The organism is Mesorhizobium sp. M0833, from assembly GCF_040319905.1.
Classification (GTDB): domain Bacteria; phylum Pseudomonadota; class Alphaproteobacteria; order Rhizobiales; family Rhizobiaceae; genus Mesorhizobium.
Genome location: NZ_JAMYOQ010000016.1, coordinates 96,777 through 115,972, shown reverse-complemented (window position 1 = coordinate 115,972; position 19,196 = coordinate 96,777). Strand labels below are relative to the sequence as shown.

General features: G+C 60.5%; 20 protein-coding genes. 13 read left to right on the top strand and 7 right to left on the bottom strand.

Annotation, left to right across the window (positions count from 1 at the left end; all coding sequences use genetic code 11):
- The first annotated feature begins 238 nt into the window (after positions 1-238).
- Genes NKH98_RS19310 through NKH98_RS19290 form a run of 5 tightly spaced genes read left to right on the top strand, consistent with a single transcriptional unit; the run spans position 239 to position 4,809 of the window.
- The gene (locus NKH98_RS19310) at positions 239-1,447 is read left to right on the top strand and encodes an ABC transporter substrate-binding protein (protein ID WP_352900675.1); all 1,209 of its coding nucleotides are present in this window, start codon (positions 239-241) and stop codon (positions 1,445-1,447) included.
- 11 nt (positions 1,448-1,458) lie between these two features.
- Positions 1,459-2,232 (top strand): ABC transporter ATP-binding protein, encoded by a 774-nt coding sequence (locus tag NKH98_RS19305; RefSeq protein WP_352803010.1) that lies wholly within the window; start codon positions 1,459-1,461, stop codon positions 2,230-2,232.
- Positions 2,225-2,935, top strand: a complete 711-nt coding sequence (locus tag NKH98_RS19300; protein ID WP_352475717.1) for an ABC transporter ATP-binding protein — start codon at positions 2,225-2,227, stop codon at positions 2,933-2,935. Before NKH98_RS19305 ends, NKH98_RS19300 begins: the two co-directional genes overlap by 8 nt.
- Before the next feature lie 7 nt (positions 2,936-2,942).
- Positions 2,943-3,830 (top strand): branched-chain amino acid ABC transporter permease, encoded by an 888-nt coding sequence (locus NKH98_RS19295; RefSeq protein WP_352900670.1) that lies wholly within the window; start codon positions 2,943-2,945, stop codon positions 3,828-3,830.
- Between the two features lies 1 nt (position 3,831).
- The gene (locus NKH98_RS19290; protein WP_352900668.1) at positions 3,832-4,809 is read left to right on the top strand and encodes a branched-chain amino acid ABC transporter permease; all 978 of its coding nucleotides are present in this window, start codon (positions 3,832-3,834) and stop codon (positions 4,807-4,809) included.
- Between the two features lie 19 nt (positions 4,810-4,828).
- Here the strand turns inward: NKH98_RS19290 and NKH98_RS19285 are convergent, their stop codons facing one another.
- The 4 genes from NKH98_RS19285 to NKH98_RS19270 are packed head-to-tail and all read right to left on the bottom strand — an operon-like array spanning position 4,829 to position 8,795.
- Positions 4,829-6,004, bottom strand: a complete 1,176-nt coding sequence (locus NKH98_RS19285; protein ID WP_352900666.1) for an ABC transporter ATP-binding protein — start codon at positions 6,002-6,004, stop codon at positions 4,829-4,831.
- Complete coding sequence (locus NKH98_RS19280) at positions 5,997-7,139, bottom strand: extracellular solute-binding protein (protein WP_352900663.1); 1,143 nt, start codon at positions 7,137-7,139, stop codon at positions 5,997-5,999. Before NKH98_RS19280 ends, NKH98_RS19285 begins: the two co-directional genes overlap by 8 nt.
- Positions 7,140-7,161: 22 nt before the next feature.
- A complete protein-coding gene (locus NKH98_RS19275; RefSeq protein ID WP_352900660.1) occupies positions 7,162-7,983 on the bottom strand; it encodes an ABC transporter permease in 822 nt (273 codons plus the stop codon).
- A complete protein-coding gene (locus NKH98_RS19270) occupies positions 7,980-8,795 on the bottom strand; it encodes an ABC transporter permease (protein ID WP_502894279.1) in 816 nt (271 codons plus the stop codon). The genes NKH98_RS19275 and NKH98_RS19270 overlap by 4 nt, the downstream gene beginning before the upstream one ends.
- 315 nt (positions 8,796-9,110) lie before the next feature.
- Between NKH98_RS19270 and NKH98_RS19265 the strand changes: the two genes are divergently transcribed.
- The 7 genes from NKH98_RS19265 (at position 9,111) to NKH98_RS19235 (ending at position 16,070) form a co-directional block, all read left to right on the top strand.
- Positions 9,111-10,037, top strand: a complete 927-nt coding sequence (locus NKH98_RS19265; protein WP_352507219.1) for an ArsR/SmtB family transcription factor — start codon at positions 9,111-9,113, stop codon at positions 10,035-10,037.
- A 4-nt stretch (positions 10,038-10,041) separates the two neighbouring features.
- Positions 10,042-10,203 (top strand): hypothetical protein, encoded by a 162-nt coding sequence (locus tag NKH98_RS19260; protein ID WP_352900654.1) that lies wholly within the window; start codon positions 10,042-10,044, stop codon positions 10,201-10,203.
- 18 nt (positions 10,204-10,221) lie between these two features.
- Positions 10,222-11,733 (top strand): arabinosylfuranosidase ArfA, encoded by a 1,512-nt coding sequence (gene arfA / locus NKH98_RS19255; RefSeq protein WP_352897620.1) that lies wholly within the window; start codon positions 10,222-10,224, stop codon positions 11,731-11,733.
- 49 nt (positions 11,734-11,782) lie between these two features.
- Entirely contained in the window at positions 11,783-12,874 is a 1,092-nt protein-coding gene (locus tag NKH98_RS19250; protein WP_352704757.1) for an ABC transporter ATP-binding protein, read from the top strand.
- 1 nt (position 12,875) lies between these two features.
- On the top strand, positions 12,876-13,811 hold the full coding sequence (locus NKH98_RS19245; protein WP_352737326.1) for a carbohydrate ABC transporter permease: 936 nt from the start codon (positions 12,876-12,878) through the stop codon (positions 13,809-13,811).
- Entirely contained in the window at positions 13,808-14,656 is an 849-nt protein-coding gene (locus NKH98_RS19240) for a carbohydrate ABC transporter permease (protein ID WP_352803032.1), read from the top strand. Before NKH98_RS19245 ends, NKH98_RS19240 begins: the two co-directional genes overlap by 4 nt.
- Positions 14,657-14,750: 94 nt before the next feature.
- Positions 14,751-16,070, top strand: a complete 1,320-nt coding sequence (locus NKH98_RS19235; RefSeq protein WP_352900650.1) for an ABC transporter substrate-binding protein — start codon at positions 14,751-14,753, stop codon at positions 16,068-16,070.
- Positions 16,071-16,249: 179 nt separating this feature from the next.
- Here NKH98_RS19235 and minE read toward each other — a convergent pair whose 3' ends face one another.
- From minE to minC, 3 genes are read right to left on the bottom strand one after another with little or no spacing between them, the layout of a single operon-like run.
- Positions 16,250-16,522, bottom strand: a complete 273-nt coding sequence (minE, locus tag NKH98_RS19230) for a cell division topological specificity factor MinE (RefSeq protein ID WP_023677151.1) — start codon at positions 16,520-16,522, stop codon at positions 16,250-16,252.
- On the bottom strand, positions 16,519-17,334 hold the full coding sequence (gene minD / locus NKH98_RS19225) for a septum site-determining protein MinD (RefSeq protein ID WP_254819515.1): 816 nt from the start codon (positions 17,332-17,334) through the stop codon (positions 16,519-16,521). Before minD ends, minE begins: the two co-directional genes overlap by 4 nt.
- Positions 17,335-17,353: 19 nt before the next feature.
- Entirely contained in the window at positions 17,354-18,073 is a 720-nt protein-coding gene (minC, locus tag NKH98_RS19220) for a septum site-determining protein MinC (protein WP_352475705.1), read from the bottom strand.
- A gap of 239 nt (positions 18,074-18,312) precedes the next feature.
- On the opposite strand from minC, the gene NKH98_RS19215 reads away from it, so the two are divergent.
- Positions 18,313-19,173, top strand: a complete 861-nt coding sequence (locus NKH98_RS19215) for an alpha/beta hydrolase (protein ID WP_352900647.1) — start codon at positions 18,313-18,315, stop codon at positions 19,171-19,173.
- The last annotated feature ends 23 nt before the right edge of the window (positions 19,174-19,196 follow it).

Sequence of the window (19,196 nt, the reverse complement as noted above, 5' to 3'; positions counted from 1 at the left end):
CTGGACGCCGCACGATCCGGCGCTATGTTGCGCTTCGGCGGCCGGGCATCGCGGATGCCTAATACTAAAGTAACTGTTCTCGCGTTGCCGAGCGATGCTACGATTTGAGGACGGCGGCCGTACAGCGCTGCGTGATTTTGCGCCGGAGAGGATGGAATGTGGGAGGCCACTCTTCGTGTCGCAGCAGGCAGCCGCCGACATGTTGCTCGGTTGTCGACCACTAGGGAGGAAGTCACCAATGAAGATATCGTACCTGGTCTCGGCCGCGCTTCTGGCAGTGACTGCGATGCCTGCCGCAGCCGCCGAGATTTCCGACGGCAAGGTCAAGATCGGCATTCTCAACGACCAGTCGGGCGTCTATGCCGATTTCGGCGGCAAGTGGTCGGTTGAGGCCGCCAAGATGGCGGTCGAGGATTTCGGCGGCAAGGTGCAAGGGGCGCCGGTCGAGATCGTCAGCGCCGACCACCAGAACAAGCCGGACATCGCCTCCAACATTGCGCGGCAGTGGTATGACACCGAACAGGTCGATTCCATCATGGAACTCACCACCTCCTCGGTGGCGCTCGCCGTCCAAGGGATTTCCAAGGAAAAGAAGAAAATTGATATCGTCACCGGCGCCGCGACCACCGAGCTAACCGGTAAACAGTGCTCGCCCTATGGCTTCCACTGGGCCTACGACACGCATTCGCAGGCAGTGGGGACCGGTGGCGCTCTCGTCCAGCAAGGCGGCGACAGCTGGTTCTTCGTCACTGTCGATTATGCATTCGGCTATTCGCTGAAGGAGCAGACCGCAAAGTTCGTCGAGAGCCATGGCGGCAAGGTGGTTGGCGAGGTGCGTTACCCGCTCGGCTCGACCGACTATTCATCCTTCCTGCTGCAGGCGCAATCGTCGGGCGCCAAGGTCATCGGCCTGGCGAATGCCGGCCTCGACACCTCCAACTCGATCAAGCAAGCGGCCGAATTCGGTATCGTGCAGGGCGGTCAGCGCCTTGCAGCGCTTCTCTTCACGCTGGCCGAGGTGCATGGGCTCGGTCTCGAGGCGGCGCAAGGCGTGGTGCTGACCGAAGGCTTCTACTGGGATCGCGACGACAAGAGCCGCGAGTTCGCCCAGCGGTTCTTCAAGCGCACCAACCGCATGCCGAATATGATCCAGGCCGCCACCTATTCAGCCGTGACACAGTATTTGAAGGCGATCGACAAAGCCGGCACCGATGGAACCGAGGCGGTCGCCAAGGAATTGCATTCGATGCCGGTGAACGACGTCTTTACGGCGAACGGCAAAGTGCAGCCCGACGGCAACATGGTTCACGACATGTATCTTTATCAGGTCAAGTCGCCGAGTGAGAGCACCAAGGAGTGGGACTATTACAAACCCCTCGCCACGATCCCCGGTAACGAGGCGTTCCTGAGCGCCAAAGAGAGCGGCTGTCCCACGGCCGGCGAGTGATTGGCGGACCGATGGCGCCGCCTGAACCGGATCGGCCGCAGGTAGTGCTTTCCGCCCGCGGTTTGCGGCGCGACTTCGCCGGCTTCGTTGCTGTCAGGAATGTCGATCTCGACGTCTACCACGGCAATATCCACGCGCTGATCGGACCCAACGGCGCCGGCAAGACCACCGTGTTCAACCTGCTCACCAAGTTCCTGCCGCCGACCAGCGGCAGGATCGAACTGCTCGGCCACGACATCACCCGCACCTCGCCGGCCAAAGTCGCGCGGATGGGCCTGGTGCGCTCGTTCCAGATATCGGCAGTGTTTCCGCATCTCAGCGTGCTCGACAATGTGCGCGTTGCATTGCAGCGACCGGGCGGGCTCAGCGTTCAGTTCTGGCGCTCGCTGTCGGCGCTCGATAGATTGACGCCGCGCGCCGAGGAGCTTTTGCGGTCTGTCGGTCTCGACGATGCCAAGAACAGGCCCGCCGCCGATCTCTCCTATGGCAGGAAACGTGTGCTCGAGATCGCCACGACGCTGGCGCTCGAGCCGAAAGTGCTGCTGCTCGACGAGCCGATGGCCGGCATGGGGCATGAGGACGTGCGTACGGTTTCCGACATCATCCGCTCGGTGGCCAGGGATCGCGCCGTGCTGATGGTCGAGCACAATCTGACAGTGGTGGCCGATCTTTGCGACTGGATAACCGTCATGCAGCGCGGCGAAATCCTTGCCGCCGGCGACTACGCCACGGTCAGCCGCGACGAGCGGGTGAGGATCGCCTATATGGGCACCGCCGATGACTGACGCCGCGCCGCTTCTTGCAGTCCGCGACCTCAACGCCTGGTATGGCGAGAGCCATGCGCTGCACGGTGTCGATCTGGAGGTCTTTCCAGGTGAAACTGTGACGTTGCTGGGCCGCAACGGCGTCGGCAAGACCACGACATTGCGCGCCATCATCGGGCTGATCCGCCAGCGGACCGGCCAGATTTTTTTCGACGGCAAGGATCTGATGCGCCTGCCATTGCACCGGACCGCGCATCAAGGCATCGGCCTGGTGCCGGAGGAACGCGGCATCTTCGCGACGCTGACCGTGGACGAGAATCTGGTGCTGCCCCCGATCGTCGCCGAAGGCGGCATGAGCGTGGAGGAAATATTCGATCTTTTCCCCAATCTGAAGGAGCGCCGCAACAGCCCCGGCACCAGGCTCTCGGGCGGCGAGCAGCAGATGCTGGCGATCGCGCGCATGCTCAGAACCGGCGTGAAAATGCTGCTTCTCGATGAGCCGACCGAGGGCCTGGCTCCGGTCATCGTGCAGCGCATCGGCGATCTGCTGGCGACGATGAAAAAGCGCGGTATGACGATCCTGCTGGTCGAGCAGAATTTCCGCTTTGCCAGCCGCGTCACCGACCGTTTCTACCTGATGGAGCACGGCAAGGTCGTGGCGGCCTTTCCGGTCGGCGAACTGCCGGATCGCATGACGCTGCTGCATGAAGTGCTGGGTGTATGATGGCGCCATGACGATGATCTTCGGAATACCCGTTCAGGCATTCCTCGGCCAATTGCTGGTCGGCCTCATCAACGGCTCGTTCTACGCAATGTTGAGCCTGGGCCTTGCTGTCATATTCGGCCTGTTGCGCGTCATCAATTTCGCTCACGGCGCGCTCTATATGCTCGGCGCCTTCATCGGCTATCTGCTTCTCACCAGGTTCGGCATCGGCTACTGGCCGGCTCTGATCCTGTCGCCGCTGATCGTCGGCGGCTTCGGCGTCGTGGTCGAGCGCCTGGCGCTGTCGAGGCTTTGCGACATCGACCCGCTCTACGGGCTGCTTTTCACCTTTGGCCTCGCGCTCGTGCTCGAAGGGGTATTCCGTTACTACTATGGCGTATCGGGAAGTCCTTATTCCGTGCCGCCGCTGCTGTCCGGCGGCACCAATCTCGGCTTCATGTTCCTGCCCAATTATCGCGGCTGGGTGGTTGTTGCCTCGATGATCGTCTGTTTCGGCACTTGGGCGCTGATCGAGAAGACCAGGCTGGGCTCCTATCTGCGCGCGGCAACGGAGAACCCCGGCCTGGTGCAGGCTTTCGGCGTCAACGTGCCGTTGCTGCTGACCCTCACCTACGGCCTTGGCGCCGCTCTTGCCGGGCTTGCGGGGGTTCTAGCCGCGCCGATCTATCAGGTGAGCCCGCTGATGGGATCTGACCTCATCATCGTCGTTTTCGCCGTTGTCGTGGTCGGCGGCATGGGATCGATCCTTGGGGCGATCGTCACCGGTTACATGCTTGGCCTCGCCGAAGGCTTGACCAAGGTTTTCTATCCCGAAGCCTCCAATCTGGTGGTCTTCGTCATCATGGCGATCGTGCTTCTGGTCCGGCCAGCCGGCCTGTTCGGAAGGGATGCCTGAGATGGCCGAACTGACACTTCGCGAGACGCGTGCCAAGAATTCCGCACGGCTTGAATGGGCGCTGGTCGGGCTCGGCATCCTGGCGCTGCTGGCGGCGCCTTTCTTCGTCTATCCGATCTTCCTGATGAAGATGCTGTGCTTTGCGCTGTTTGCCTGCGCGTTCAACCTTCTGCTCGGCTACACCGGCCTGTTGTCCTTCGGCCATGCGACGTTCTTCGGCGGGGCGGCCTATTTCACCGCATACGCGGTCAAGGTCTTGGGCTGGCCGCCGGAAGCCGGCATCCTGCTCGGCGTCCTGGGTGCCGCGCTGCTCGGCCTTGTGATGGGCTTCTTTGCCATCCGCCGGCAAGGCATCTATTTCGCCATGATCACGCTGGCGCTGTCGCAGATGTTCTTCTTCTTCTGCGTGCAGGCACCGTTCACCGGAGGTGAGGACGGCATCCAGGGCGTGCCGCGTGGCAGGCTGCTTGGAATGCTCGACCTGAACGTCTCGATCAACATCTATTATTTCGTGCTGGCAGTCTTCCTCATCGGCGTGTTCGCCATCTGGCGCATCATCAACTCGCCTTTCGGCATGATCCTGCGTTCCATCCGGGAAAACGACAGCCGGGCCATTTCGCTGGGCTATTCCGTCGCCAACTACAAGCTGGCGGCTTTCGTCATGTCGGCGACATTGGCCGGGCTGGCCGGCGCGCTCAAGGCGATCGTTTTTCAGTTTGCCACGCTCACCGACGTCACCTGGCAGATGTCGGGCGAGGTGATCCTGATGACGCTCCTCGGCGGCATCGGCACCATGGTCGGGCCGATCATCGGGGCCAGTCTGGTCGTCGGCCTGGAAAACACACTCGCCACCTCGAGTTTTCCGGTGACCATCGCCACCGGCCTGACCTTCATGGTCTGCGTGCTGGTTTTCCGGCGCGGTATTCTCGGTGAGGTCTATGCGCGATTTCTCGGGCCAAAGGGTGACGCGAAAGACTGAACGGCTCAGTTCTGCCTCGCTACGCGATGCGTAAGCCTTGCGCGTCGAGAAGCACGCAGCTCAGAGGATCGAAGCAGACATCGACCATTTCGCCTTCACGCAGCGGCTGGCCGTCGATCAGCGTGTTGGCGCGCACCAGCGTGCCGGCGCCGATGTCGATCTCGTAGACCGCATTGCCGCCCAGATAGGAGGTCGAGACTATCCGTCCCGCCAGCCTGTTGGCAGCACCGACGGTACCGACGGTAAGCTTCTGCGGGCGAACGACGACGGTGACCGCGCTGCCGGTCGCGAGCGCCTTCGGCGCGGCCGCCTTTACGACATGGCCGCTGGCCAGCGCGATCGTCGCCATCTTGCCGTCCATCACAGTCACGCTGCCGGGCAGCATGTTGGCCTTGCCAAGGAAATTGGCAACGAATGCGGTGGCCGGCTGGTCATAGACCTGCGCGGGGGAGCCGATCTGCTCGATCAGGCCGGCATTCATGACGACGATGTAGTCGGACATCGACAAAGCTTCTTCCTGGTCGTGCGTCACGAAGATAGCGGTGATGCCCGTCTCCCTCTGGATTTTCTTGATCTCGACGCGCATGTCCTCGCGCATGTTGGCGTCGAGTGCCGACAAGGGCTCGTCCAGCAGCAGCACTTCCGGCTCGAAGACGATGGCGCGGGCCAGTGCGATGCGTTGCTGCTGGCCGCCAGAGAGCTGTGATGGCAGCTTTGTCTCACTGCCGGGCAGCCGCACCATATCCAGCGCCTTCTTGACCCGGCGCACGATTTCCGGTTTCGGCACGTTTCGATATTTCAGGCCGAATGCGACGTTGTCGAAGACGTTCTTGTGCGGAAAGAGCGCGTAGTTCTGGAACACCAGACCAATGTTGCGCTTGTAGATCGGGATATCGTCGACCCGCTTTCCGCCGATCGAGATCTGGCCGCTGGAGATGTCGACCAGGCCCGCGATCGATCGCAGGATTGTCGTCTTGCCGCAGCCGGACGGCCCGAGCAAGGTGACGAAACTACCTTTGCGGATCGCCAGTGAAAAATCGCGCACAGCGGCGAACTTGCCGTAAAAAATATCGATGTCGCGGAACTCGACCGCAGGCTTTCCTGTCGGTTGCCTCTCGCCTTGGGCAAGCGGGTCGGCAGCGGCCCCGGCCGAAGCCGGCCGGGGCTGCTGGTCGTGGCTGTTGTCGTCATGCACCTTTCGACACCCTGTCCCATTGCTTGGTCCAGGCGTCCTCGTTCTTCGCCCAGTAGAGCGGATCGGCGAAGGTCAGCGACTTCATCGATCCGGTCGGGTCGAAGGCCGGAAGTGCCGCGATCTTGTCGGTCAGCTTCACCTTGGTCGGGTCAAGCGATGGCGGATAGTTCTGGCCCTCGGCGACGGCGATCGACGTTGCCGGATCCAGCATGAAGTTGATCAGTTCCTCGCATTCGGCCATCGGCGAACCCTTGAGCACCAGCATATCCTCCATCCATGCGTATGAGCCGGCAGGGTCGAGATAGCCGATCGGCTGGCCCTGCTGCTGCAGGGCGGCGACACGTCCTGACCAGGCGTCGGTGACGACGATCTCGTTTCGCGACAGGAGGTCCATCAGTTCCGCGCCGGAACTCCAGAACTTCTTGGCCAGGTCGCGGGTCTCGCGAACCTTGGCCCAGATGGCATCCATGTCCTGGATGTTGTTGGGATCCTGTTTCGTCTGCAGCGCCGCATACCAGACGCGCGTCGTCATATCGGCGTAGCCGCCGATCTTGCCGGCATATTTCTTGTCGGTAAGCAGGTTGGCGCCCTTTTCCTTTGCTTCATCCGGCGAAATGACCCTGTTGTTGTAGGCGATGCCAGTGGTGCCGTAATCATATGGCACTGCCGACAGCTTCGGCGTGATCTTGCGGAACGGCTCGATCATGGCGGTCAGCACATTCGCCATGTTCGGGATGTTCGCCTCGTTGATCTCCGAATTGAAACCGCCATTGACGTATTTGATGTAGTAGTTGACGCCGGAAGAATGGACGATCTGGAAGTCGCCCGGCTTCGACGTCTTGATCTTGGTGATGATCTCGTTCTCGTCGCCGAAGGTGCCCTGGACGACCTTGACCTTGGACTTGGCGGTGTAGGGCTGGAACGCGTACTTATCGATCGCTTCCTGCACCACGCCGCCCCATCCGTCGAAGCGCACTTCCGAAACCGCGGCCAGCGCCCGTCCCATCCAGGGCATGGAAAGCCCGGTGGCGGCGGCAGCGGCGGCCGTCAGCGTCAGGAATGATCGCCGGCTGATGTCGCCATCGGCATAGCGTTCGTTGAGCCGTTCCAGTCGTTTGGTGGTTGTCACTTTCATTTCCGTTCTCCCATTTTCATTTTCACTTGCCTGCCTTGAACCAGGTGAGGCTTTGCAGGATGAGCCCGCCAGCCAAGGGAATGCCGACCGTCAAAAGGATCATGACGGTTCCGAGCGCGTTCACCTCGGGGCTGATCGAGATCTTCAGCATCGAAAGGATTTGCGTCGGCATGGTCTCGACGCCCGCCGGCCGCCAGAACAGGCTGGCCGAAGTGTTGTCGAACGAAATGGTGAAAGCGAGCAGGACGCTGGCAAGCACTGCGGGAATGAGCAGCGGCAGCGTAATCTCGCGGAATGTCGACACACGCGGCGCGCCGAGTGACAGCGCCGCCTCCTCATAGGAACGCTTTATGCCGACCATGCGCGCCTGGACGATCAGCACCACGTAGGGGAGCGTGAGCAGAATGTGGCCGAGCACCAGCAGCGTCATGCTGCGCGGCTGGTCGACGGCTTTGATCATGACCAGCAGGCCGACGCCGAGTATCGTTTCGGGGACCAGCGCGGGAAGAATGACAAGTGTGTTGATCGCCTGCTTGCCACGAAACTCGAAGCGCACCAGCGCCAATGCCGCCATGATGCCGAGCAGCGTCGTCACCGTCGCCGTTACCAGGGCAATCCACATCGATGTCCGGAAGGCGTCGAGAACCGGCTCGTTGGTGAGCAGCTTCTTATACCATCTCAGGCTGAAGCCGGTGAGGGGAAAGCCGCCGAACATCGAGGCGTTGAAGGAAAGCACGACCGTGGCGAGGATCGGCGCAAACATGAAGACGTAGACGCACACCGTGACCACGCCGGTCAGCCGCCAGGCCCATCTGCCTTCGCGATCGGGATGATCCGCTCTCATGCGCTGAGGCCCTTCATGATCTGCGACAGGCCCATATAGCGGCTGTAGGCGGCCGCGGCGGCGCCGAGCAGGACGAACAGGACGATGGAAAGCGTTGCGCCCATCGGCCAATTGAGCTGCCCCATAATGGTATCGTAAATCAGGTTGCCGAACAGCGCATCGCGGCTACCGCCGAGCAGCTGCGGCGTCACATAGGAACCGGCCGCCAGCACGAAGCAGAGCAGCAGCCCAGCGCCCAGCCCCGGCATCGATAGTGGCAAGGTCACTTCGCGGAACGCCTGCGCGCTGGTACAGCCCATCGAGCGGGCGGCGGCGATCAGCGTGCGGTCGATGCTTTCCAGGCTGACATAGACGTTCAGGATCATGTAGGGCAGCAGAAAATGCAGCAGCCCCATGATGACGGCGCCCTCGGTGTAGAGCATCGGCAACGGCTCGTTGATGACGCCCAGCCTGATGAGCGCGACGTTGATCAGCCCCTGTTCGCCGAGGATGTGGATCCACGAGAACGTCCGGATGGTGAAGCTGATCCAGAACGGCACGATGAGCAGCAGCAACAGCAGCCATTTGTGCCTGAAGGTCGTGGCCCAGATGAAATAGGCGGGGAAATAGCCAAGGATCGCGCAGATCACCGCGGTGATGGCGCCGACGCGAACGGTCTTCCAAAGAAAGCCGTGATAGTAGCTGTCGGTGAGGAATTCCTTCCAGTTATCGAAGGTCAGCACCGCCGACTCAACTCCGGCGGTGACGAAGGTGAAAAACGTGTAGACCGTCATCATCGCGATCGGCAGCAGCAGAAGCAGGGTAAGCAGCATAAGCACAGGCGCGACGAGGACCCAGGCCAGTCGCTGATCGTATAATTTCCACCCTTTGGTCACGACCCGTCCACACCAATTTATGTGCAAGCCGCCATCACCGGGGCTCGGCTCGGGACTAGATTGGGCGATCGGCGTTCAGGTGTCCACTCTGCATGTGACTCCAGCATAAACTCTGTGCAGGGCCACCGCGCGACCCTCGCCCTGCCGGATTCAACAAATTGCCCGGCGTTCCGCCTGCGCATTGATTAAATCAGCTATCTCGATATACAGGGTAAATTTCGGATATGGATTTCGCATGGGCCGGGCAATTTCATGAGTCGCAATTTTCTGGTGATTGAACCTGAGGAAGGCATTGCCGTGCTCAAGGGGCTTGCCTCCTCGGCGCGGATCTCGATGCTGAAGCTGCTGCATGAGAAGGGGCCGATGAATATCAACGAAATCGCCGCCGTGCTGTCGCTGCCGCAGTCGACCGTCTCGACCAACATCCAGGTGCTGGAGGATGCGGGGCTGATCCGAACCGAGAACCTGAAAGCGAAGAAAGGCAGTCAGAAAATCTGTTATCCGACGGCCGAAGAAGTGCTCGTCGTGTTCAAGAGCGAATATCGTGCGGTCAAGAACGACGCGATCGAAGTGTCGATGCCGATCGGGCTTTACACCGGCTTCGAGGTTACCGCGCCCTGCGGCCTTTGTTCGCCGGACGGCATCATTGGCTTGCTCGATGTTCCCAACACTTTCCTTGATCCGGACCGCATGAAAGCCGGTTTGCTGTGGTTCACGCGCGGTTTTGTCGAATACCAGTTCCCCAACAATGCCAAGCTCGCCAATGCCGAGATCACCGGACTCGAAGTGGCGATAGAGCTCTCTTCGGAAGTGCCAGGCACCAGCGCCGATTGGCCCTCGGACATCACGCTGACGATCAATGGTGTCGATGTCGGCACCTGGACGTCACCGGGGGATTTCGGCGACAAGCGCGGCGTCTTCACGCCCTCCTGGTGGAAGCTCAAGGGCTCGCAATACGGCAAGCTGAAGAACTGGCGAATTGCCAATGACGGCACCTATGTCGACGGTCTCAGGATTTCCGAAACCGGCCTCGCCGCACTCGATCTGAAGAGCCATCATTCAATCCGCGTCCGTATCGGCGTCAAGGACGACGCCGAGCGCCCCGGCGGGATAAACATTTTCGGCAAGGGCTTTGGAAACTACGATCAGGACATCCTGCTCAGGATCAAAACTGGTTGATATCATGAAACCGGGTTCTGAAGATAACTTAGAAATTTCAACTAGCTGGCTTTCTGCTGCGCCAAAGCGTTCGTCTAATTGTCCTACATTTGGGTATTTTGGCTTGACGAAGGGCTGTCAATCCCGCTTTGATATCGGGCAAGATGATTTAAATCATCATTTTTGATATCGATGGGAGGAATGCATGAAGGCAGCCGTTACGGCTCATCCGCATTATGTTGTCTCGGAAATCGATCCGAGGCTCTACGGATCCTTCATCGAGCATCTGGGGCGGGCAGTTTACACCGGCATCTATGAGCCCGGCCATCCGACAGCGGATGCCAACGGCATGCGTCAGGACGTCATCGATCTCGTCAGGGAACTCAATGTTCCGATTGTGCGCTATCCCGGCGGCAATTTCGTCTCGGCCTACAATTGGGAAGACGGCATTGGCCCCAAGGAACAGCGCCCGGTGCGCCTCGACCTTGCCTGGCACACATCGGAAAGCAACGAAGTCGGCCTGCATGAATTTGCCGATTGGTGCACCTGCGCCAACACCGAGATGATGCTTGCCGTCAATCTCGGCTCGCGCGGCCTCGACGAAGCCCGCAACCTGCTGGAGTACGCCAACCATCCCGGCGGCAGCAAATGGAGCGACAAGCGCATAGCCAACGGCCGCAAGGAGCCCTTCGACGTCAAGCTCTGGTGCCTCGGCAATGAAATGGATGGCCCCTGGCAGATCGGCCACAAGACTGCGGACGAGTATGGCCGCCTGGCGCATGAGACAGCCAAGGCCATGCGCGCCTTCTCCAAGTCACTCGAACTGGTGGTCTGCGGCTCTTCGAACGCCAAGATGCCCACCTACCCTGAATGGGAAGCGACGGTTCTCGACCATACCTACAACGAGGTCGACTACATCTCGCTGCACATGTATTTCGACAACGAAGCCAACGACGCTCCGAACTATCTCGCCATGAGCGAAAAGCTCGACGCCTACATTGTCTCGGTCGCCGGCGTCATCGACTATATCAAGGCCAAGAAGCGCTCCAACAAGCAGGTTTACATCTCGTTCGATGAATGGAACGTCTGGTACCATTCCAAGGAGCAGGACAAGAAGATACTCGGCGGTAGCGACGGTTGGCCGTTCGCCCCGCCGTTGCTCGAAGACATCTATAATTTCGAGGATGTGCTGCAGGTCGGCCTGATCCTCAACACCTTCATCCGCCGTTCCGACGTCGTCAAGATCGCCTGCCTGGCACAACTGGTCAACGTCATCGCGCCGATCATGACCGTTCCGAATGGCCCGGCATGGCGGCAGACGATTTTTTATCCGTATCTGTTTGCTTCCAACTATGGCCGCGGCAATGCGCTGGATCTCAAGGTGGAAAGCCCGACCTACAGATCCAGCGTTGCGGGCGACGTCGCCTATGTCGATGTTGCCGGCGTGCACGACAGGCAAACCGGCCACGTCACTTTCTTCGCCGTCAACCGCCATTCGAGCGAGGCAATCGAAACAGTGGTCGACCTCTCCGGCTTCGGCGCGGCGGAGATCGTCGATCACCAGGTGATGGCACACGCCGATCTGAAAGCCGTCAATTCGGCCGAAAACCCTGGCAATGTCAGCCCCAGGAAGGGTGAGGGCGCCGCAGTCGCCGGCGGCAAACTAAACCTGTCGCTGCCGGCGTATTCCTACCAGTTCATACGCCTGAGGCTCTGAGTTCGGGCGGATCATCGAGAAAGCGCAAACGCTGAGGAGGAGCGTCGACGTGACGGCCGATATCGAGATCAGGAACGTGAGCAAGCAGTTCGGTGCCATGACGGTGCTGGATCATCTGTCGCTCTCCATAAGGGCACGCGAATTCATCGTGTTCCTGGGGCCGTCCGGCTGCGGAAAATCGACGCTTCTTCGGATGATCGCCGGTCTTGAAGCTGTCGATAGCGGCGAGATTGCCATCAACAACGAGCGCATCGATCATCTGCCGCCGGGCAAGCGCGGTATTGCGATGGTGTTCCAGTCCTATGCGCTTTATCCGCATATGACGGTGCGCGACAATATGGCCTTCGGCCTTGCGAATATCGGCGTACCAGGCAAGGTCATCGAGGCGCGCATCAACGAAGCCGCTCGCATCCTCGAAATGCCGCATCTGCTCGATCGCAAGCCGGGCCAGCTCTCCGGCGGTCAGCGGCAGCGCGTTGCGATCGGCCGTGCGATCGTCAAGGAGCCGAAGGCCTTCCTGTTCGACGAGCCGCTCTCCAATCTCGATGCGGCGCTGCGCACCCGAACCCGCATCGAGCTTGCCCAGCTTCACCAGCGGCTGCAATCGACGATGATCTTCGTCACCCACGACCAGGTCGAGGCAATGACGCTGGCCGACCGCATTGTCGTCATGAACAATCGCAAGATCGACCAGATCGGTACCCCTATGGAGATCTACGAACGCCCGGCGACCAAATTCGTCGCGGGTTTCGTCGGTGCGCCGGCGATGAACTTCGTCGATGCGATACTCGACAGATCGGGCAAGAACGCCACGGCCAGATTTGCAGACGGCATCTCGGTGCAGACCGAGATCGCCTCCAGCCAATTGACCGACGGCAACTACACTTTCGGCATCCGTTCGGAAGACGTGCGCATCGTTGCCGCCGGACAGGGCAATGCCGACGGCGTCGTCGATGTGCTCGAGCGGCTCGGCGAACGCACCCTGATCTACGCGCGGCTGGGCGATGGCCAGCAGATCGTCGGCTCCGATGCCGGCAACAGCCGCGTCGCCGTCGGCGACAGAATCGGGCTCGCCTTCGACGGCCAGAAATCGCATCTGTTCAACGAGACCGGCCGCGCTTGGCATGCGAGGGAGGCCTGAGATGGTTGACCGGCTGGCGACGTCCCCGACCGCGACGCTTGCCGTCGGCGTCAGAGCCCCTACCGCCGACATCTATGCGCCGCAATGGCGAAACTTCATTTTCGTTGCGCCATTCTTGTTCTTCTTCACCACGCTGCTGCTCTTCCCGCTGCTCTGGGGGATGTGGCTGAGTTTCCACAAGGCCGACACGTTTTCGTCCGGAAATTTTGTCGGTCTCGGCAATTACGCCAGGCTGTATCACGACAAGGTCTTCCTGCAATCGATCTGGAACACCTTCTACTTCGTGCTTCTGACGGTGCCGACGCTGGCGCTGATCGGCCTTTTCCTGGCGCTTTGCCTCAACCGCCGCACGCGCACTGCCGCGGTTTTGCGGACGCTGTTCTTTTCCTCGTCGGTGCTGTCGGTCACCATCGTCACGCTGATCTGGCGCATCGTCTTCATTCCGAATGTCGGCCTGTTGTCGACGATCTACGGATGGTTCGGCGCAACCGCACCGGCCTTCATTTCCGATCCCAGCCTTGCGATGATCGGCATCGCCATTGCCACCATCTGGTGGTGCATCGGCCTGCCGATGATGCTCTTTCTCTCGGCGCTCCAGCAGATTCCACAGGATATTTACGAGGCGGCAGCGCTGGACAATGCCAACCGCTGGCAGACGCTACGCTCGATCACGCTGCCGTCGATCAAGCGGACCTTCATCCTGGTGATCATCATCCAGATCGTGCTGCAATTCCAGCTGTTCGGCCAGGCCTGGCTGATGACGCGGGGCGGTCCGAACAACCTGACCAAGCCGATCGTGCTCTACATCTACGATACCGCATTCCGTCGCTGGGATCTCGGCCTGGGCGCCGCGGCATCGGAAATCCTGTTCATCCTCATCCTGGTCGCGGCCATGGCCCAGTACCTGGTGACGCGCAGCAGGGGAGACCAGGCATGAGCGCTCCGGCCGCTTCCATCAAGGGACGGGCATTTGGCGACCATGTGTTGCTGGCCCTCGTCATCCTGCTTTCGATCGTCATGATCGCGCCGGTTCTGTGGGTCATCGGCCTGTCGCTCAAGGACAATACGGAGCTGATGGCCGATCCGAACTCGGTGTTTCACGCGCCCTATACGCTGAAGAACTACATCAACACCGTCGGCACCTCGTCGGTGTTCATCTGGGTGCGCAACAGCATCATCGTCTCGGGCGGATTGACGCTCGGCACGTTGATCCTGTCGTCGCTCGCCGGCTACGGCTTTGCACGGCTGAATTTCCCCGGCCGAGACGTGCTGTTCGTGATCGTGCTGTTCGGCCTGGCGGTTCCGGAACAGGCGGTGCTTGTCGCCCGCCACCAGATCTTCAGCATGCTGAAGTTCCACAACACCTATCAAGGGCTCATTCTGCCGGGCCTTTCGGCTCCGTTCGGCGTCTTCCTGATGACCCAGTATTTCAAGGCCATCCCGAAAGAGCTGGACGAAGCCGCCATGCTCGATAACGCCAGCCGGCTCAGGATTTTCTGGAAGGTGCTTCTGCCGCTCACGCTGCCTGCGCAGGCGACGCTCGGCATCTTCACCTTTCTCGGCGCGTGGAACGACTACTTCTGGCCGCTGATTTCGGCGACGAGGAAGGACATGTTCACGCTGACGGTCGGCATGGCCTCGACTCAGACCAATTTCGCCCAGTCCGAAGGCATCGGCTTCCTGATGGCGCAGGCGGTGTTCGCCGGTGCCCCGATCCTGATCGTCTACCTGTTCTTCCAGAAATACATCGTCACGGCGGTCTCCGGCGCTGCGGTGAGATAACGAAGATAGCCTGACGGCCGGGGGAATGCGCGGCGATTGAAGCACGAAAGCCAATCCAGGGTGGAGCGGCGGAAACTCAGTAGGAGGAACTGATATGAAACTGAAGAAAATACTGTTTGCCGCAGTCTCTGCGGGCGCAATGCTGCTCGCAGCTCCAAGCTTTGCGGCCACGGAACTGAGCGTGCAGCGCTTTTTCGGCGCCTGCGATGCTGATTTCGGCACCAACACCGATGCCACCAAGGCCGTTGGCGAATGCGGCATCATTACCTCGCTGATCAACAAGTTCAACGCCGACAATCCCGATGTCCACGTCAACGTCACCACCGTGGAATGGCCCGGCTATGATCAGCTGACCGCCCAGTTCGCTTCAGGCGACGCTCCGGACATCGTCACGATCCATGAATCCGTACTGTCGGATTATCAGTCGAAGGGCCTGTTGATGCCGCTCGACGATCTCTTGAAGTCGGTCGGCGTGACACCCGACGCTTTCACCGACGCGGCACGCAATGGCGCCACCAAAGACGGCAAGATCTATGGCCTGCCGATCGACAGCTGGACGATGCTCTATCACGTCAACATGGATCTTTTCAAACAAGCCGGCCTCGTCAATGCCGACGGCACGCCGATTTTTCCAAAGTCGCCCGAGGAACTGCTCGCCCAGGCCGAACAGTTCAAGCAGAAGACGGGCAAGCCTTATTTCGTCCAGAACCTGGCCAATGAGACTGCACTCTACACACGCAACCTCTACACCTATCTTTTCCAGCAGGATTCCGATTTCTTTGCCGATCCGAAGCATGTGAAATTGAATACGCCGGAAGCCAAGAAGGTCGTCGAGATGTACAAGGCGATCTTCGAGAAGGGCTACACCACCAAGGATCTCGACTATGGCGGCTCGATCAACGCCTTCCTTGCGGGCGAGGGTGGCGTCCATCTCAACGGTACGTGGGTGGTCGGCGATTACAACGCCCAGTCCGAGACCAAGGGGACGGCGCTCAACAAGGGCGGATATGCGGTCTATCCGTATCCGCAGCTGTTTGGCGGCGCCCATGCGCAATATGCCGACGGCCACACCTGGGCCGTTTCGCAGAAAGACCGCACGCCTGAACAGATCGCGGCTATCGGTAAATTCCTGAAATTCTTCGCCGACAACGACTTCGAATGGTCGCGCACCGGCCACTTGCCAGCCTACAAGGCCGTCATCACCTCGGACGCCTCCAAGGCACTGCCGCATCGCAACACGATCTCTGCGGTCGCTGATCTCGGCAAGCCGCTGCCGTCCGCCGTACAGCGTCAGTTTGCGATCCAGGACATTATCGGCGAAGAGATGAGTGCAGCAATCAGTGGCCAGAAGGACGTCGACACAGCCCTTGCCGACATGGAAAGCCGCGTCAACGAATTGCTCGCCAACATTTGACCACGGGTTTCGAAAGGCCTCCCAAGGCGCCCCGCGGCTGGAAACGGCCGCGGGGTTTTGGTGAGGGAGTGGTTATTGTCCTCGAATTGCGAGAACTTGCCGGCGACCGGCTCAAGCACACCAACCACGGCGCCGCAATTTCGGCAGCAGCCGACGCAAGCCCTGACTGGAGGGTTTCGTTAGAACGCCGCGGCCATGGGCATTGCGACTTTGTTGGGGATCTGGATGTCGATCTCCAATCTCGACGTCGTTTCGCCGTGATCCATGCTTACCTGCAGGAAATCCTGGTCGACCTGAACATGCCGGGCGATCACCGCCATGATCTCCTCGCGCAACACGGAGACGAGATCGGGCTGGTTGCGGCTTCGACGCTCGTAAGCCAACAGCAGTTGCAAGCGCTCGCGCGCCACGGGCGCGCTGCCACGGCGCTTGAAGATATCGAGCAGGTTCATGCTGCCCTCCTTCCCAACAGCCGGTCGAGGAGGCCCCTCCGTTCGAAAGGCAGAATGACCGGCAGGTCCTCGCCCTCGAGTCTTCTTGCCGCGTCGATATAGGCGCGTGCGGCGGGGTTGGTGTTTTCGCTGAGCGTAACCGGCGCGCCCACATTGGATGCGCGCAGCACGTCCTGGCTCTCGGGAATTATTCCCAGCAGAGGCGTGGACAGGATCTCAAGAACGTCATCAATGCTGAGCATCTCGCCGCGGGCAGCGCGGGCAGCGTCGTAGCGCGTGACGAGGACGTGTTTGGCAATCGATTCACCTTGCTCGGCTTTCATCGTCCTGGAGTCGAGCAGGCCGATGATGCGATCGGAATCGCGGACCGAGCTCACTTCCGGGTTGGTAACGATTACCGCCTCGTCGGCAAAGCGCATGGCAAGTTGCGCGCCCCGCTCTATGCCGGCCGGGCTGTCGCAGAAGACGTAGTCGAAAACCGATCGCAGCTTGTCGATGACATCGGCGACTCCTTCCTCGGTGAGAGCATCCTTATCGCGCGTTTGCGAGGCCGGCAGCAGGAACAGCGTTTCGAGCCGCTTGTCACGGATCAGCGCCTGCGAGAGCTTGGCGGTTCCCTGAATGACGTTGACGATATCGAAAACAACGCGCCGCTCGGCGCCCATGATCAGATCGAGGTTGCGCAGGCCGACATCGAAGTCGACGAGGGCCACCCGCTTGCCGGTTTTCGCGACCGCGGCGCCGAGAGCGGCCGTCGAGGTCGTCTTGCCGACACCCCCTTTGCCGGATGTGACAACCACTACCTTGCCCATATTTGTGCCTCCAATGTTGTTAGTTGAGCGGTGCGACGCAAAGTGCGCCGTCCTCGAGAAAGGCCTGTACCGGCCTTCCTCGCGAGGAGGCGTCCATCTCCTCGGCGGTGCGGTACCAGCCGTCTACCGCCAGAAGTTCGGCTTCATTTTTCCGGCAAAAGATGCGAGCTGCGGAATTTCCCGTGGCGCCGGCGAACGCACGTCCACGCAACGTGCCGTAGACGTGGATCGATCCTCCGGCGATGATCTCGGATCCGGAACTGACGGAGCCGACAATGACCACGTCGCCATCGGGGTGAAAGATCGACTGGCCGGAGCGGATCGGTGCCTTGATCATCAATGAGTTCGGCGCCTGCGGCTCTTCCGTCTTGGCCTCAGCGGCGGCCTTCGGGTTCGGCTGCGCGTAAAGCGCATCAGCGGTGGCCTCCTTGGTGCCAACGAGGAGCGGCGGCAGATCGGCATCAAGAGCAACATTGCCATCGGCCTCGATCGCGTAAATGCGAATCCCGCGCTCCGCGAGTTGTGAGACAAGATCCCGCATCTCGCCCACCTCGGGCTTGAACATAGTCAGATCGAGCACAACCGGGCGGCCGGCAAAGAAGCCGGGAGAGTTTTCGGTCCAGTGATCGAGGCTTTGCAGCCATTCCCCTAGCGGGGCCTCAGGGGTGAGGGTGAAGGCTACAAACGAGCGCGCTCGAAAGCGTATGGACTTGTTTTGGATGGGAGCGACGCAGGTCACAGAGGCGAGTCCTTACTGATTGGTTAAGGCTAGCCCGGCATGGTTAACGAAAAGTTAATGGCGGCTGCCCGAGGCGTTGGCGGAGGCATTCTTTTTGCCTCCGATCGTCCCACCGGCGACCTGCTTCCGGTGCAAGACGAGGTCCTCCTCGCGGCTGCCTGGAGGCGCATCCAGTTCACGAGGTCGGCCGACCGGTATAAGATTGCCGTGAACGCCGGGCGTATTAAGGAGTTATCGGTTTGACAAGCGTTGCCAGGGGGTCTGTCGCAGATCGCGGTCGCGCTACCTATGACCTTGGCGCGACCGCCATCTTTGCTTCCAAATCAGACCCGCGCTTTCACTATTGCCTGTATGTGCCTCCCGCGGTTGGAGAAGGGGCCAAAGTCGACCTGATGGTCGCTGTCCATGGCACCGGCCGCACCTCTTTTCTTGGATTCCGCGACGCGTTTTCCGAGTTCGGACGCTGGAACGGCTGCGCCGTGTTGTGTCCGCTGTTTCCGATCGGCGTTCTCGGGGACGATGCCCGCAGTGGGTACAAATATATGCTCGAGGGCAACATACGCTACGATCAGGTGCTGCTCGCCATGATTGAGGAGGTCAGCGCCAAATACAGTCAGGATTGGAGCCGCTTTGCCATGTTCGGATTTTCCGGCGGCGGGCATTTCACGCATCGTTTTGCTATCCTGCATCCCGACAGGCTCTGGGCGGCCTCAATCGGCGCGCCAGGCTCGGTGACCTTACTCGATCCGACGCATGACTGGTGGGTGGGCATTCGCGATCTGCCGGAGAAGTTCGGCATCACCTTCGATGCCGCAGCGCTGGCAAAAGTGCCTTTCCAGATGATCGTCGGCGACGCTGACCTGGAGACTTGGGAAATCACTCATGTCCAAGGCACCACGCATTGGATGCCAGGCGCCAACGATGCCGGGCGAACACGGCCGGAACGCCTCATGGCCTTGTGTCGATCGTTCGAGGAGGCGGGTGCGCGCGTGCGCTTCGATTTGCTGCCAGGCGTATCTCATGAACGGGACGCGGTTCTCGATTCGGTCAAGGACTTCCTCGCCCAGCAACTCAAGGAACGACGGGACGCCTCACCATGAATCGTTGCGCCTCAGCTTGTGAA

Bases quoted from the DNA above. Each gene is read 5' to 3' on its own strand.
- NKH98_RS19310 (WP_352900675.1), top strand. From the start codon at position 239: ATGAAGATATCGTACCTGGTCTCGGCCGCGCTTCTGGCAGTGACTGCG.
- NKH98_RS19305 (WP_352803010.1), top strand. From the start codon at position 1,459: ATGGCGCCGCCTGAACCGGATCGGCCGCAGGTAGTGCTTTCCGCCCGC.
- NKH98_RS19300 (WP_352475717.1), top strand. From the start codon at position 2,225: ATGACTGACGCCGCGCCGCTTCTTGCAGTCCGCGACCTCAACGCCTGG.
- NKH98_RS19295 (WP_352900670.1), top strand. From the start codon at position 2,943: ATGACGATGATCTTCGGAATACCCGTTCAGGCATTCCTCGGCCAATTG.
- NKH98_RS19290 (WP_352900668.1), top strand. From the start codon at position 3,832: ATGGCCGAACTGACACTTCGCGAGACGCGTGCCAAGAATTCCGCACGG.
- NKH98_RS19280 (WP_352900663.1), bottom strand. From the start codon at position 7,139: ATGAAAGTGACAACCACCAAACGACTGGAACGGCTCAACGAACGCTAT.
- NKH98_RS19275 (WP_352900660.1), bottom strand. From the start codon at position 7,983: ATGAGAGCGGATCATCCCGATCGCGAAGGCAGATGGGCCTGGCGGCTG.
- NKH98_RS19270 (WP_502894279.1), bottom strand. From the start codon at position 8,795: ATGCTGCTTACCCTGCTTCTGCTGCTGCCGATCGCGATGATGACGGTC.
- NKH98_RS19265 (WP_352507219.1), top strand. From the start codon at position 9,111: ATGAGTCGCAATTTTCTGGTGATTGAACCTGAGGAAGGCATTGCCGTG.
- NKH98_RS19260 (WP_352900654.1), top strand. From the start codon at position 10,042: ATGAAACCGGGTTCTGAAGATAACTTAGAAATTTCAACTAGCTGGCTT.
- arfA (WP_352897620.1), top strand. From the start codon at position 10,222: ATGAAGGCAGCCGTTACGGCTCATCCGCATTATGTTGTCTCGGAAATC.
- NKH98_RS19245 (WP_352737326.1), top strand. From the start codon at position 12,876: ATGGTTGACCGGCTGGCGACGTCCCCGACCGCGACGCTTGCCGTCGGC.
- NKH98_RS19240 (WP_352803032.1), top strand. From the start codon at position 13,808: ATGAGCGCTCCGGCCGCTTCCATCAAGGGACGGGCATTTGGCGACCAT.
- NKH98_RS19235 (WP_352900650.1), top strand. From the start codon at position 14,751: ATGAAACTGAAGAAAATACTGTTTGCCGCAGTCTCTGCGGGCGCAATG.
- minE (WP_023677151.1), bottom strand. From the start codon at position 16,522: ATGAACCTGCTCGATATCTTCAAGCGCCGTGGCAGCGCGCCCGTGGCG.
- minD (WP_254819515.1), bottom strand. From the start codon at position 17,334: ATGGGCAAGGTAGTGGTTGTCACATCCGGCAAAGGGGGTGTCGGCAAG.